Raw genomic sequence first — 13,678 nt, forward strand, 5'->3', positions numbered from 1 at the left:
CCCTTTGACTTGTCCGCGTGCGGCTCCAGTTTTGATGCAGTAGCGCACGCCAAAGCGAAAGAACTATAATATACGCACAACGGTTGCTTATTCCAGCGCATTGATTTGTGTAAATTGAAGTGCGATTGTTGTGCCATCCAAAAGAGATCAGGAGGAACACTCATGCGTGAGATTGGTCATTTCATCGGCGGCAAGAAGGTCGCCGGCACCAGCGGCCGCAGCAGCGACGTCTTCAACCCCGCAACCGGCGAAGTACAGGCAAAGGTCGCGCTGGCAAGCGTCGAGGAACTGCGCGCCGCTGTCGAAAACGCCAAGGCTGCGCAGCCGAAGTGGGCGGCCACCAACCCGCAGCGCCGCGCCCGCGTCTTCTTCAAGTTCGTCGATCTCCTGAACCAGCACATGGATGAGCTTGCAACGCTGCTCTCCAGCGAGCATGGCAAGACGGTTGAGGATTCCAAGGGCGATGTCATCCGCGGCCTCGAAGTCTGCGAATTCGTCTGCGGCATCCCGCATCTTGCCAAGGGTGAATTCACCGAAGGCGCCGGCCCGGCGATCGACATGTATTCGCTGCGCCAGCCCGTCGGTATCGGCGCCGGCATCACGCCCTTCAACTTTCCGGGCATGATCCCCATGTGGATGTTTGCCCCTGCAATCGCCTGCGGCAACGCTTTCATCCTGAAGCCCTCCGAGCGCGACCCGTCCCTGCCGATCCGCCTTGCTGAACTGATGATCGAAGCTGGCCTGCCGGCAGGCATCCTGAATGTCGTCAACGGCGACAAGACCGCAGTCGACGCGATCCTCACCGATCCAGACATCGGCGCCGTCTCCTTCGTCGGCTCCACGCCGATTGCCCGCTACGTCTATGGAACGGCTGCGATGAACGGCAAGCGCGCCCAGTGCTTCGGCGGCGCCAAGAACCACATGATCATCATGCCCGACGCCGATATGGATCAGGCCGTCAACGCCCTGATGGGTGCCGGCTACGGTTCGGCCGGCGAGCGTTGCATGGCCGTCTCGGTTGCCGTACCGGTCGGCGAGGAAACCGCTAACCGCCTCGTCGAGAAGCTGGTGCCGAAGATCGAATCCCTGCGCATCGGTCCTTATACGGACGACAAGGCAGATATGGGTCCGGTTGTCACCAAGGACGCCTATAACCGCATTCAGGGCCTGATCAACAAGGGTATCGAAGAAGGCGCCAAGCTCGTCGTCGACGGCCGCGATTTCAAGCTGCAGGGTTATGAGGACGGCTATTTCGTCGGGGGCTGCCTGTTCGACAACGTCACGCCCGAGATGGAGATCTACAAGACGGAAATCTTCGGACCGGTTCTGTCCGTCGTCCGCGCCCATAATTATGAGGAAGCGCTTTCCCTGCCGATGAAGCACGAATACGGCAATGGCGTTGCGATCTACACCCGTGACGGCGACGCTGCCCGCGACTTCGCCTCCCGCATCAATATCGGCATGATCGGCATCAACGTTCCGATCCCGGTACCGCTTGCCTACCATTCCTTTGGCGGCTGGAAGGCCTCTAGCTTCGGCGATCTCAACCAGCATGGTACGGATTCGATCAAGTTCTGGACCCGGACAAAGACTATTACCGCGCGCTGGCCCTCGGGCATCAAGGGCGATGCCGAATTCGTCATGCCGACGATGAAGTGATCCGAAAGCCACATGAATTTGCAATTAGAGGGCCGGGAGGCCCTCTTTTTGTTCGATTGCTGGTTGTTAATTCCGCCTATTTTTGCTTCTCAAACCATGTTCACATGCAAGGTGTGCCGCGGTTGATTCCGTGGCGCACTTGCGAATGCCGGGTTTGGGGAAATATCATGGACTTTGGAACGGCGAAGCCTGCCGTCAATTCATTTGAGCGCGCAAAATTTAACGGCCGTGCATCGGAATATTTCGGCATCTGGATCGTCAACATCCTTTTGACGGTCGTTACGCTCGGCATCTATTCGGCCTGGGCGAAGGTTCGCCGCAACCGGTATTTCTATGGAAACACCGTCCTGCTTGGCAGCAGCTTCGAATATCACGCCACCGGCAAGCAGATCTTCATCGGTCGGCTGATCGTCTTTGGCGTTATTATCGTTCTCAATATTCTGGCGAGCCTTCATCCTCTCTTCGGATTTGTCACGTTGATCGTCGCGCTGATAGCGATGCCGTGGCTGGTGATGCGCGGTATCCGCTTCAATGCGCGGGTGACGAGCTATCGCAACGTCCGATTTGATTTTGTCGGCACGGTTGGCGGTGCCTTCGTCGCTGTCATGGTCGGCGGTTTTCTGGCAGCTATTTCGCTCGGCCTGCTGGCACCCTTCGCCAGCCGGTGGCTGAACCGTTACGTGTTCAACAATCTCCGTTATGGCGATCGCAAATTCTTTGTCGATCCCCGTATTGGATCGCTCTACTTCGCGCTCATGATCCCGGCGATTATCACGATCATCGGCCTCGTAATCTTGGGAGGACTGATTGCTGCAGCCGTCGCTGCCCAGGCCGGTGCTAATCTGGTCGGGATGATGTTGATCGGCTCGATTTATTTCGTTACCTTCGGCGTCCTGATTGTCTATGCGCTGGCAGGTATCGTCTACCGCGCGGCAGTCCATAATATCGTCTGGTCGTCCATGATGATCGACGGCCGGCACCGCTTGAGGAGCGATCTGTCACGCGGCCGTTACGCCTGGATTACATTGTCGAATCTGGTGGTAACGATCTGCACCTTTGGCTTGATGCGCCCATGGGCAGCGGTGCGTTTGACGCGTTATGTCGTGGAGCACACGGCAATTGCCGTCGATGGCGATATCGGTGATGTCGTCACCGCAGTCCAGCAGAGCGGCGGCGCGATCGGCTCGGAATATATGAGCATGGAAGGTTTCGACTTTGGCTTCTGACGGCCAAACCATCGCCAGCGGCGATTGGTATCCGCCGGGGTCGAGCGGTCGCGTCATCGCGACCCTCGTCTCGCATCCCGATAGTATCTCCGCTGTTTCGATCGATGGAAACACGCTTTCCAGCAGCGCGCTTGCCAGCCTGTCGATCAGCGCAAGGGTCGGCGATATTCCACGCCGGATCAATTTCGCAGACGGCTCGCTCTTTGAAACGACCGACAATGCGGCCATCGATGCATTTGTGCAAAAGACCGGGCGTCGGCATGCCGGCTGGATTCACAGGCTTGAAGAATTCCATCCGCGCATCTTCGTGTTTGCCGCAATTGTCGTCCTTCTTGCCGTCGGCATCTATCGCTTTGCTCTTCCGCTCCTAGTCGAGATTGCCGTTCTGGTGACCCCGCCTGTCGTGCCGCAGATGATGTCGTCGGGTACCCTCAACACGCTCGATACGACCGTCTTGTCGAAAAGCGAGGTGCCGCCGGAGCGCCAAACGGAAATTAAGGAACGCTTCTCGCGCATTGCCAGCGCAACGAAGGAGGGTGCCGCGGGCTATATGCTGAATTTCCGCGATGGCGGTGCGATCGGTCCGAACGCTTTTGCCCTTCCCGATGGCAATATCGTCATTACCGATCAGCTGATCGAACTCGCCGATGGCGATGATGAGATGATCTCCGGCGTTCTTGCTCATGAGATCGGCCATGTCGAACACAAGCACAGCCTTCGTCAGCTTTATCGCGCAGCCGGCATGGCTGCCCTCGTGATGTTGATCGCCGGCGATGTCGGTTCCGGTGTCGAAGATATCATGACCCAGGGCGGCGGTCTGCTGGCGCTCTCCTATTCCCGCAGCGCCGAAAGCCAGGCCGACCAGCGCTCGGTTGAACTGATGCGGGCAAGCGGGATGGATCCTCTGGCGATCGCGCGTTTTTTTGAAAAGCTCGCGGACAAGCTCGGAGATCACTCCGGCACCAACATGTTGTCGACGCATCCGGGAACGCCCGAGCGCCGGCAGGCGATCCTTGATTACGCGAAGAGCCTTGAAGGCCGATAAGCCAGCGGCAATCGGCCTCAGTTAAGCTGAATGTGAATTTCATATTTTGGAATTGTTCAAAACTGCGAAAGCCACTATATACACTTTGTAAAGACGATTCAGGAGATTGGCATGCGGTTGACGAAGCAGACCAACTATGCGGTTCGCATGTTGATGTATTGTGCAGCCAATGAAGGACATTTGAGCCGGATTCCGGAAATTGCCAGGGCATACGGAGTTTCCGAGCTCTTCCTTTTCAAAATTTTGCAGCCGCTCAACAAGGCGGGCCTTGTCGAAACCGTGCGCGGCCGCAATGGCGGTGTGCGCCTTGGCAAGCCGGCGACCGATATCAGCCTCTTCGACGTGGTGAGGGTTACCGAAGACAGCTTCGCCATGGCGGAATGTTTTGAAGACGGCGCGATCGAGTGCCCGCTGGTTGACAGCTGCGGCCTGAACTCGGCACTGCGCAAGGCGCTGAATGCTTTTTTCGATGTGCTGACCGAATATTCGATCGACGACCTCGTCAAGGCGCGGCCGCAGATCAATTTCCTGCTCGGCCTCACCGGCGACCACGATCATCGTAAGCCCGCTGTTCCGGCGCCGGCCGCCTGATATCGGAATGCTCTGATACCCTCATAGACCACGGTCATTTTCGATGGCCGTGGTTTTTCATTGGTGCTCACGGACTGTTGATATATCAGGTGCCTTGAAACCGTTTTCAAGGTCGTTTCACGACGCGAAATTATACCAAAAGCGACGAGAATCGGATTAAATCTGCCTCAATCTTGCAAATTTTGGCCTATTTTTGACCGAAAATTTCTAAAATTGCTTTTCTGGAAAAATTTTCTGCGGATCCCGTTGCTTTCAGCAAATAAATATCGTTCCATCGGCCCGGCGATCGGGGTAATGAGCGCCCGATCTCTAAAGATCAAAAAAGAACAAACCTGGGAAACGACATCATGAAAAAGTTCTCTGTCCTGCTCGCAGCGACAGCCCTGGCCTCGGTCATGGCTACCGCCGCGTATTCCAAGACGCTTGTCTATTGCGCCGAAGGATCGCCGGAAGGCTTCGATCCGAGCCTCTACACGGCAGGCACGACCTTCGACGCGTCTTCGCGTACGGTCTATAGCCGCCTCGTTGAATTCAAGCACGGCGGGACGGAGATCGAGCCGGGTGTCGCTGACAGTTGGACGGTTTCTCCCGACGGCAAGGAATATACCTTCAAGCTGCATCCCGGCGTGAAGTTCCAGACGACCGACTTCTTCACCCCCTCGCGTGATCTCACCGCCGACGACGTGGTTTTCTCGTTCGAGCGCCAGATCAAGTCGGACAATCCGTGGAACAAATATGTCGAAGGCGGCTCCTACGAATATGCTGCCGGCATGGGCTTCCCTGACCTCATCAAGTCGATCGAGAAGGTTGACGATCTGACCGTCAAGTTCACGCTGAACAATCCGGAAGCGCCGTTCCTGGCCGATCTCGCCATGGACTTCGCCTCCATCGTTTCCAAGGAATATGCCGACAAGCTCGCTGCTGACGGCAAGATGGCTCAGCTCAACCAGCAGCCGCTCGGCACCGGCCCGTTCACTTTCGTTGCCTACCAGACGGATGCCGTCATCCGCTACAAGGCGAACGAAAGCTACTTCAAGGGCAAGGAAAAGATCGACGATCTCGTTTTCGCGATCACCCCGGACGCCGCTGTCCGTGCCCAGAAGCTGAAGGCCGGCGAATGCCACCTCGTCCCGTATCCGAACGCTGCTGACGTTGCCGACCTCAAGAAGGATCCGAACCTCACGGTCATGGAACAGGCTGGCCTGAACGTCGGCTTCCTCGCCTACAACACCCAGCAGGCTCCGTTCGACAAGCCGGAAGTCCGCCGCGCACTGAACATGGCGATCAACAAGCAGGCGATCATCGACGCCGTCTTCCAGGGCGCCGCCCAGGTTGCGAAGAACCCGATCCCGCCGACCATGTGGTCCTATAATGACAAGATCCAGGACGACAAGTACGATCCGGAAGGTGCCAAGAAGGCTCTCGAAGCCGCTGGCGTCAAGGACCTGTCGATGAAGGTCTGGGCAATGCCGGTTTCGCGTCCATACATGTTGAACGCTCGCCGCGCCGCCGAACTGATCCAGGCAGACTTTGCCAAGGTTGGCGTCAACGTCGAGATCGTCACCCATGAATGGGCCGAATACCTGAAGCTCTCCTCCGATACGAAGCGCGATGGCGCTGTCATCCTCGGCTGGACGGGCGACAACGGCGACCCGGACAACTTCATGGACACGCTGCTCGGCTGTGACGCTGTCGGCGGTAACAACCGCGCTCAGTGGTGCAACAAGGATTACGACGCTCTGATGACAAAGGCCAAGGAAACGGCTGACGTCGCTGCCCGTACGAAGTTCTACGAAGAAGCACAGGAAATCTTCAAGAAGGAAGCTCCCTGGGCTCCGCTCGACCACTCGCTGGTCTTCGTTCCGGTCAGCAAGAAGGTGTCGGGCTTCCACATGGACCCGCTCGGCATCCATCGCTTCGACGGCGTTGATATCGCCGAATAAGAAAAATGATAAACTGCCCGGCTGAAACCGGGCTTGACCGGCGGTCAGGTTCCACCTGACCGCCGGAAACTATTGGACAACCTGCTATGTTGCGATTTTTCATCGGGCGCCTCGCGGTCCTGATACCGACCTTCCTAGGCGTTTCGCTCATTGCCTTCTCGTTCATCCGCCTGCTTCCCGGCGATCCCGTCATGCTGTTGTCGGGCGAACGAACGATGGCACCCGAACGTCACGCCCAGATCATGCATGATCTCGGTTTCGACCGGCCCATGTATGTGCAGTATTTCGATTATCTCGGCAAAGTGCTGCACGGCGATCTCGGCACCTCGATCGTCACCAAGCGCCCCGTTCTCGGCGAGTTCTTCACGCTTTTCCCGGCAACGCTTGAGCTTTCGCTCTGCGCCATCCTCTTGGCAATCCTTCTCGGCGTGCCGGCCGGCGTCTTCGCTGCCGTCAAGCGCGGAACCTGGTTCGATCAGAGCGTGATGGGCGTCGCCCTGATCGGCTATTCGATGCCGATTTTCTGGTGGGGCCTGCTGCTCATCATCTTCTTCTCCGGCTATCTTGGCTGGACGCCCGTTTCCGGCCGCATCTCGCTGATGTATTTCTTCAAACCTGTCACCGGCCTCATGCTGATCGACAGTTTGCTCTCCGGCCAGAAGGGCGCCTTCGCCTCGGCCGTCAGCTATCTCATCCTGCCGACCGTGGTGCTTGCCACCATTCCGCTTGCCGTCATCGCCCGCCAGACGCGCTCGGCCATGCTCGAAGTGCTGGGCGAGGATTATGTGCGCACGGCCCGCTCCAAGGGTCTCGCACCACTGCGCGTCGTCGGCGTTCATGCGCTCAGAAACGCCATGATCCCGGTCGTCACCACGATCGGCCTGCAGGTCGGCGTGCTGCTCGCAGGCGCCATTCTGACCGAAACGATCTTCTCCTGGCCGGGCATCGGCAAGTGGATGGTCGATGCTGTCTTCAAGCGCGACTATGCAGTCGTCCAGGGCGGTCTTCTGTTGATTGCCGGCATTATCATGCTGGTGAACCTGATGGTCGACCTGGCTTACGGCTTCATCAATCCGCGTATCAGGCACTAGGAGCGGTCCATGAGCACGGTTACTGCAAAATCCGACCAGCCCTCCGCCCTTACGGAATTCTGGTATTACTTCTCGCGAAACAAGGGCGCCGTCATCGGCCTCTTCGTCTTCATTATCATTCTTCTCATGGCAATCTTCGCGCCGCTCGTCTCGCCGCACGCGCCGACCGAGCAGAACCGCCAGCTTCTCTTGTCCGTCCCTTTCTGGATGGATGGCGGCAGTCTCTCCTATCCGCTCGGAACGGATGCCGTCGGCCGCGATATTCTCTCGCGTCTGATCTTCGGTGCACGCTTCTCGCTGTTCATCGGTCTCGTGGTCGTCACGCTGTCGGTGGTTGCGGGTGTCTTGATCGGCCTCGTTGCCGGTTATTTCCGTGGCCGCGTCGATATCGTCATCATGCGTCTCATGGATATCATCCTGGCTTTCCCGTCGCTGCTTCTGGCCCTCGTGCTCGTTGCGGTGCTCGGTCCCGGCTTGCTCAATGCCATGATCGCGATCTCGATCGTCAACCAGCCGCATTTCGTGCGCCTGACACGTGCCGCCGTCATGAGCGAGCGTGAAAAGGAATATGTTGTGGCCTCCCGCGTCGCGGGTGCCGGCACCTTCCGGCTGATGTTCAAGACGATCCTGCCGAACTGCCTCGGACCGCTGATTGTCCAGGCAACGCTTGCCTTCTCCGCCGCGATCCTCGATGCAGCCGCCCTCGGCTTCCTCGGCCAGGGCGCACAGCCGCCCACACCTGAATGGGGCACGATGCTTGCCGAAGCCCGCGAGTTCATATCGCGCGCCTGGTGGGTCGTTACATTTCCGGGTCTTGCGATCCTCGTCACCGTTCTCGCCATCAACCTGATGGGCGACGGCCTGCGTGATGCGCTCGACCCCAAGATGAAGAGGTCCTGAGATGGCGCTTCTCGAAATTGAAAATCTCGTCGTCGAATTTCAGACCTCGACCGGACCTTTCCGCGCCGTCGACGGCGTTTCGCTGAAGGTCGATGCCGGCGAGGTTTTGGCGATCGTCGGCGAATCCGGTTCGGGCAAGTCGGTCTCGATGCTGGCCGCTATGGGGCTTCTGCCCTGGACGGCGAAGGTGACGGCCGACAGGATGGTCTTCGACGGCCAGAACCTGCTCGGCATGTCCGCAGCCAAGCGGCGCGAGATCATCGGCAAGGATATGTCGATGATCTTCCAGGAGCCGATCGCCAGCCTCAATCCCTGCTTCACCGTCGGCTTCCAGATCGAAGAGGTGCTGCGCATTCATCTCGGTCTTGACAAGGCGGCGCGGCGCAAGCGGGCAATCGAGCTTTTCCAGGCAGTCGGTATTCCCGATCCCGCCGAGCGGCTCGGCCATTTCCCGCATCAGATGTCGGGCGGTCAGTGCCAGCGCGTCATGATCGCCATCGCCATTGCCTGCAACCCCAAGCTCCTGATCGCTGACGAGCCGACCACCGCGCTCGACGTGACCATCCAGAAGCAGATCCTCGATCTCCTGATGCGCCTGCAGACGGAGCATCGCATGGGTCTGATCATGATCACGCACAATATGGGTGTGGTCGCCGAAACCGCCGACCGGGTGATCGTTCAATACAAGGGCCGCAAGATGGAAGAGGCTGACGTGCTCTCCCTCTTCGAAGCGCCGAAGAGCGATTACACGCGGGCACTGCTTGCAGCACTTCCCGACAATGCGACGGGCGACCGGCTGCCGACCATCGGCGAACTTTTCAATCCGAACAAGACTGTGGAGGGAGCGGCCTGATGACGCCAGTTCTCGAAGGAAAGAACATCGTCCGCGACTATTACCTGCCGGGCGGCCTCTTCAAGAAGGCGAGAACCGTGCATGCCGTCAAGGGCGTGAGCTTCAGCGTCGAGCAAGGCAAGACGCTGGCGATCGTCGGTGAAAGCGGCTGCGGCAAGTCGACGCTTGCACGTATCGTGACGATGATCGACCCGGCCACATCAGGCGAACTCTTCATCGACGGCAAGAAGGTCGATATCTTCGAGGGCGATTTGACGCCGGAAATCCGCCGGAAGGTCCAGATCGTCTTCCAGAATCCCTATGGATCGCTGAACCCACGCAAGAAGATCGGCGACATCCTGATGGAACCGCTGATCATCAATACCAATACGCCCGCTTCCGAGCGTCGCGACTTGGCAATGGCGATGCTGAAGAAGGTCGGCCTGCAGGACGTTCACTTCAACCGCTTTCCGCACATGTTCTCGGGCGGTCAGCGCCAGCGTATCGCCATTGCACGCGCACTGATGCTGAAGCCCCGGCTTCTGGTTCTCGACGAGCCGGTCTCCGCACTCGATCTGTCGGTGCAGGCGCAGGTGCTGAACCTGCTCGCGGACCTGCAGGACGAACTGAACCTCACCTATGTCTTCATCAGCCACGACCTTTCGGTCGTTCGCTATATGGCAGACGAAGTGATGGTGATGTATTTCGGCGAGGCGGTCGAATACGGCACGCGGGATCAGGTTTTCAACGATCCCCAGCACAGCTATACAAAGACCTTGTTTGCAGCGACGCCGCGTGCGGATGTCGATACGATCAAAGCCCGTCTTGCACGCAAGAATGCTGCCCTGTCCGCGGCCTCTTGAGGCCGCAGATTTCCAGTGCCGGAACGATCAGCGAGATGAGCAATGACAGAGAATAACGGAACTCTCCATGCGATCATCGTCATGGGCGTCAGCGGTTCCGGTAAATCCTCTATCGGCGAAGAAATAGCCAGGGGCTTGCGCCTTCAGTTTGTCGAGGGTGATGCTCTTCACCCCGCATCCAACGTCGAGAAAATGTCGAAGGGCATTCCGCTCACCGATGAGGACCGGATGCCCTGGCTCGACCGCATCGGCGAGACGATGGAGACCTCGCTTGCAAAGGGCGAAGGCATCGTCGTTTCCTGCTCGGCGCTGAAGCGCATCTATCGCGAAAGGCTGCGCGCGGCGGTCGGCGGCAATCTCTATTTCGTCTATCTCGAAGGCTCGAAGGAACTGTTGACGGACCGCATGGGTCACCGCAAGGGCCACTTCATGCCGGCCTCGCTGCTTCAGAGCCAGTTGCAGACGCTGGAAGTACCGACAGGCGAAAAGGGTGTCGTCACCGTCGATATCGACGACACGATCGAGACGATCGCGGCGAAAGCCCTGAAGGCTCTCGCCGCTCTCGGTGTTACGGGTTGAACCGGCTGGGCGAATAGGCCGAGATATTGATGAACGGCGTCTCGCCGGTCATCAGTTCCGCCAGCACACGCCCCGTCACCGGCCCGAGCGTCAGCCCGTGATGGGCATGGCCGAAGGCAAACCACAGGCCCTCGTGGCGCGACGCCTTGCCGATAACAGGCATCATGTCGGGCGTGCAGGGGCGGGCGCCCATCCACGGTTCCGGATCGAGCCTCTCTCCCAGCGGAAATATGGTGCGCGCCACGGCTTCGGCCCGGTCGAGCTGCACCGGGGTCTTCGGCGCGTCCAGCGCTGCGAATTCCGCACCCGTCGTCAGGCGCACCCCCCGGTTCATCGGCGCCAGGAAATAGCCGCGCTCGGAATCGAGCGTCCAGTTGTTGAGCACCGCATCGCCCTTGACGCCATAATGCATGTGGTAGCCGCGCTTGACGCCGAGCGGGAAGGAATAGCCGAGGCGACGGGTCGCGACCGCCGCCCAGGGACCGAGCGCCATGACGGCGTCGTCGGCCTCCAGCGATCCCTCTGCCGTCATGATCTTCCAGCCGGAGCCGGCCTGCCCGAGCGAGGCCGCATCCCCGGTCACGAACCTGCCGCCGAGGCTTTCGAAATAGCTGCGGTAGGCGCGCGTCAGCGCATGCGGATCGAGAACCGACCACGGGTCGATCCAGCGCAGGCCGCCGACGAAATCGCCCATGATGTTCGGTTCCAGGCGAGCGATATCAGATGAGGTCAGGCTCTCGTAGCCGACGCCGAACTGATCCTTCCAAAGGGCCGCCTCCACAAAGGCCTCGTCGCGTTTGGCCTCGGTGCGGAAGATCTTCATCCAGCCATCCTTGCGGATCAGCGCTTGTGCCTGTGAGGCCTCGATCAGGTCCTTATGCTCGCTGATCGAGTTCTCGATCAGCGGCGCATAGGCCTTGGTGATCATCTCGTGCCGCTTCGGATTGGAGTTCCACCAATAGCGGGCGAGGAAGGCGAGCTGGCTCGGCAGTGCTTTCAGGTGATAGTGCGCATCGATGCGGTTGTTCAGCGCGTAGCGCAGCAAAAGGCCGAGCTGCTGCGGAAAACCGTAGGGCATGACGCCTTCGCGCTGGATCAGGCCGGCATTGCCGAAAGAGGTCTCGTTACCCGGCTCCTTGCGGTCGATAAGCGTTACCTGCCGGCCGCGGCGTTGAAGATGGATGGCCGTCGAAACCCCGACGATACCGGCGCCGAGCACGATTGCGTTCTTCGTCATTTTCCCTGCATTCCGCTATGTTTTAGGCCCTAAAATGCCCATCTCAATGCTGCGGCGCAAACGAAAAATCGCATTTCATTTCAAAATCATTGCGCTTTTCAGTGCGGCATTTTCGGCCCTGATGCGGATCGTCAGGATGGCGGCATTGAGGAGCGAAAAGACGAGCGCATAAAGCGGCATGCCGAAGGCAAGCGGCAGGGCGGCGATCTCGCCTGTCACGATCATGTAGTTCGGATGTTTGAAGAAGCGGTAGGGGCCGCCTTCGACGAGCGGCGCACCGGGCAAGATGATGATACGCGTCGTCCAGCGCTCCCCAAGTGTGGTCAGCACCCATAGCCGCAGCACCTGCAGCAGCATGAAAAGACCGAACCAGAAGAGCTGAACTGGCTGTCCCGTCGCCAGCATCCATAGCCCGACGAGCCAGACCGTATGAAGCGCCACCATGTAGGGGTAATGCTCGGGCGCGATCTCGCGCGCGCCCCTTGCGAAGAGCGCCATCGTGTTGCGGCGCGCGATCACCAGTTCGGAGAGCCGCTGGGCGGTCACGAAGGCGAGAAGGGCGATGGAGGGCCACATCATGCGACCCTCCGCAATGTCACGCAGCTTGCCGTAAAGCCCGGACCCATGGCGATCATCGCCGTGCGGTCCGGCAGTCCTGCGCGGATGGCCCGCTCCAGAACGAAAAGCACTGTTGGCGAGGACATATTGCCGTAATCGGCAAGCACCGAACGCTCGATGTCGAGCGTATCGGGCGCCATTGAAAGCGTGCTCTCCATTGCAGTCAGCACCTTGGTGCCGCCGGGATGACAGATGAAACGATCGATATCGCCGCGCTTTAGCCCGTTGCGGGCCAGAATGCCATCGATTGCCGGGCCGAGTTCCTTTTCTGCAAAAGGCGGTAGCCCCTGCGCCAGCAGGATGCCGAGCCCGGTGTCGTCGATCTTCCAGCCCATGATATCGAGCGTATCGGGAAACAGATGATCGCCGGCCGATTCCACTTCCGCCACGCCGCCTTCGCCCGACCGCAGCACGCAGGCCGCAGCCCCATCGCCGAAAAGCGCCGTGGCGATGATGTTCGGCTTCGTCAACTCATCCAGACGGAAGGCGAGTGTGCAGAGCTCAATCGCGACGAAGAGCACTACGGCACCCGGGCGGCTGCGCGCCAGCCGCGAGGCGATGCCGAAACCGGAAACGCCGGCAGCGCAGCCGAGACCGAAGACGGGGACGCGCTCGATATCCGCGCGAAACCCGAGCCGGCCGGCAAGTCGCGCATCGAGGCTCGGCGTAGTGATGCCGGTGGAGGAGACCGTTACCACACAATCGACCTGATCGACGGTCAGTCCCGCCTGATCAAGCGCGCGCTTTGCCGTTGCGACGAACAGCGCACCCGCGACCTCTTCATAGGCCTCCATCCTGTCCTGCCAGCCGTGGGTCTCTTCGAACCAGGAGAGGGGGCGGGCGGCATGACGCTTTTGGATGCCGGCATTCTCGAAGACGCGCGCGAGGTGACGGAATTCCTTGAAGCGGTCGGCAAACAGACGGGCCGAGGCCTCGGCAGCCTGGCTCTGGGGGATGATATGGTCTGGCACTGCGGTGACGAGACTTAAGAGTCTGACAGATTGCAACACAATATTCTCCTTGTCGTTCCCGGCGGAACAAGCGGAAAACACGCAGGCTGGCGAGTTTATTCGACTTGATGCTTTTCACGAAGC

Annotated in this window: 13 protein-coding genes; 10 read left to right on the forward strand and 3 right to left on the reverse strand. The window is 59.4% G+C overall.

Annotated elements, in window-relative coordinates; all coding sequences use genetic code 11:
• The first annotated feature begins 162 nt into the window (after positions 1 to 162).
• The 10 genes from FHT82_RS09200 (at position 163) to FHT82_RS09245 (ending at position 10,729) form a co-directional block, all read left to right on the forward strand.
• On the forward strand, positions 163 to 1,659 hold the full coding sequence (locus FHT82_RS09200) for a CoA-acylating methylmalonate-semialdehyde dehydrogenase (RefSeq protein ID WP_183728759.1): 1,497 nt from the start codon (positions 163 to 165) through the stop codon (positions 1,657 to 1,659).
• 167 nt (positions 1,660 to 1,826) lie between these two features.
• Entirely contained in the window at positions 1,827 to 2,885 is a 1,059-nt protein-coding gene (locus FHT82_RS09205; RefSeq protein ID WP_183728762.1) for a DUF898 family protein, read from the forward strand.
• The gene (locus tag FHT82_RS09210) at positions 2,875 to 3,930 is read left to right on the forward strand and encodes a M48 family metallopeptidase (RefSeq protein WP_183728765.1); all 1,056 of its coding nucleotides are present in this window, start codon (positions 2,875 to 2,877) and stop codon (positions 3,928 to 3,930) included. The genes FHT82_RS09205 and FHT82_RS09210 overlap by 11 nt, the downstream gene beginning before the upstream one ends.
• Before the next feature lie 111 nt (positions 3,931 to 4,041).
• Positions 4,042 to 4,521: an iron-responsive transcriptional regulator RirA gene (gene rirA, locus FHT82_RS09215; protein ID WP_183728768.1), complete on the forward strand. Its 480-nt coding sequence runs from the start codon at positions 4,042 to 4,044 to the stop codon at positions 4,519 to 4,521.
• 347 nt (positions 4,522 to 4,868) lie between these two features.
• Positions 4,869 to 6,464 carry an ABC transporter substrate-binding protein gene (locus FHT82_RS09220; RefSeq protein WP_183728771.1) on the forward strand — a complete coding sequence of 532 codons (1,596 nt, stop codon included), beginning with the start codon at positions 4,869 to 4,871 and terminating at the stop codon, positions 6,462 to 6,464.
• Positions 6,465 to 6,550: 86 nt separating this feature from the next.
• Positions 6,551 to 7,555 carry an ABC transporter permease subunit gene (locus FHT82_RS09225; RefSeq protein WP_183728774.1) on the forward strand — a complete coding sequence of 335 codons (1,005 nt, stop codon included), beginning with the start codon at positions 6,551 to 6,553 and terminating at the stop codon, positions 7,553 to 7,555.
• A gap of 9 nt (positions 7,556 to 7,564) precedes the next feature.
• Positions 7,565 to 8,455 (forward strand): ABC transporter permease subunit, encoded by an 891-nt coding sequence (locus FHT82_RS09230; protein ID WP_183728777.1) that lies wholly within the window; start codon positions 7,565 to 7,567, stop codon positions 8,453 to 8,455.
• A gap of 1 nt (position 8,456) precedes the next feature.
• Positions 8,457 to 9,308: an ABC transporter ATP-binding protein gene (locus tag FHT82_RS09235; RefSeq protein WP_183728779.1), complete on the forward strand. Its 852-nt coding sequence runs from the start codon at positions 8,457 to 8,459 to the stop codon at positions 9,306 to 9,308.
• Positions 9,308 to 10,150 (forward strand): dipeptide ABC transporter ATP-binding protein, encoded by an 843-nt coding sequence (locus FHT82_RS09240; RefSeq protein ID WP_183728782.1) that lies wholly within the window; start codon positions 9,308 to 9,310, stop codon positions 10,148 to 10,150. Before FHT82_RS09235 ends, FHT82_RS09240 begins: the two co-directional genes overlap by 1 nt.
• A 42-nt stretch (positions 10,151 to 10,192) precedes the next feature.
• A complete protein-coding gene (locus FHT82_RS09245) occupies positions 10,193 to 10,729 on the forward strand; it encodes a gluconokinase (RefSeq protein WP_183728785.1) in 537 nt (178 codons plus the stop codon).
• Here the strand turns inward: FHT82_RS09245 and FHT82_RS09250 are convergent.
• The 3 genes from FHT82_RS09250 to FHT82_RS09260 all read right to left on the reverse strand — a co-directional run bounded on the left by FHT82_RS09250 (position 10,719) and on the right by FHT82_RS09260 (position 13,594).
• Positions 10,719 to 11,966: an FAD-binding oxidoreductase gene (locus tag FHT82_RS09250; RefSeq protein ID WP_183728787.1), complete on the reverse strand. Its 1,248-nt coding sequence runs from the start codon at positions 11,964 to 11,966 to the stop codon at positions 10,719 to 10,721. The genes FHT82_RS09245 and FHT82_RS09250 overlap by 11 nt on opposite strands.
• A gap of 75 nt (positions 11,967 to 12,041) precedes the next feature.
• Positions 12,042 to 12,545 (reverse strand): isoprenylcysteine carboxylmethyltransferase family protein, encoded by a 504-nt coding sequence (locus tag FHT82_RS09255; protein WP_183728790.1) that lies wholly within the window; start codon positions 12,543 to 12,545, stop codon positions 12,042 to 12,044.
• Positions 12,542 to 13,594: a type III polyketide synthase gene (locus tag FHT82_RS09260; RefSeq protein ID WP_183728793.1), complete on the reverse strand. Its 1,053-nt coding sequence runs from the start codon at positions 13,592 to 13,594 to the stop codon at positions 12,542 to 12,544. Before FHT82_RS09260 ends, FHT82_RS09255 begins: the two co-directional genes overlap by 4 nt.
• Between the last annotated feature and the right edge of the window lie 84 nt (positions 13,595 to 13,678).

It is taken from the genome of Rhizobium sp. BK275 (genome assembly GCF_014193555.1).
Lineage (GTDB): Bacteria > Pseudomonadota > Alphaproteobacteria > Rhizobiales > Rhizobiaceae > Rhizobium.

What these genes read in the sequence shown, in the direction of transcription:
- FHT82_RS09200 (WP_183728759.1), top strand. Translation starts at nt 163, where the DNA reads ATGCGTGAGATTGGTCATTTCATCGGCGGCAAGAAGGTCGCCGGCACC.
- FHT82_RS09205 (WP_183728762.1), top strand. Translation starts at nt 1,827, where the DNA reads ATGGACTTTGGAACGGCGAAGCCTGCCGTCAATTCATTTGAGCGCGCA.
- rirA (WP_183728768.1), top strand. Translation starts at nt 4,042, where the DNA reads ATGCGGTTGACGAAGCAGACCAACTATGCGGTTCGCATGTTGATGTAT.
- FHT82_RS09220 (WP_183728771.1), top strand. Translation starts at nt 4,869, where the DNA reads ATGAAAAAGTTCTCTGTCCTGCTCGCAGCGACAGCCCTGGCCTCGGTC.
- FHT82_RS09225 (WP_183728774.1), top strand. Translation starts at nt 6,551, where the DNA reads ATGTTGCGATTTTTCATCGGGCGCCTCGCGGTCCTGATACCGACCTTC.
- FHT82_RS09230 (WP_183728777.1), top strand. Translation starts at nt 7,565, where the DNA reads ATGAGCACGGTTACTGCAAAATCCGACCAGCCCTCCGCCCTTACGGAA.
- FHT82_RS09235 (WP_183728779.1), top strand. Translation starts at nt 8,457, where the DNA reads ATGGCGCTTCTCGAAATTGAAAATCTCGTCGTCGAATTTCAGACCTCG.
- FHT82_RS09240 (WP_183728782.1), top strand. Translation starts at nt 9,308, where the DNA reads ATGACGCCAGTTCTCGAAGGAAAGAACATCGTCCGCGACTATTACCTG.
- FHT82_RS09245 (WP_183728785.1), top strand. Translation starts at nt 10,193, where the DNA reads ATGACAGAGAATAACGGAACTCTCCATGCGATCATCGTCATGGGCGTC.
- FHT82_RS09250 (WP_183728787.1), bottom strand. Translation starts at nt 11,966, where the DNA reads ATGACGAAGAACGCAATCGTGCTCGGCGCCGGTATCGTCGGGGTTTCG.
- FHT82_RS09255 (WP_183728790.1), bottom strand. Translation starts at nt 12,545, where the DNA reads ATGATGTGGCCCTCCATCGCCCTTCTCGCCTTCGTGACCGCCCAGCGG.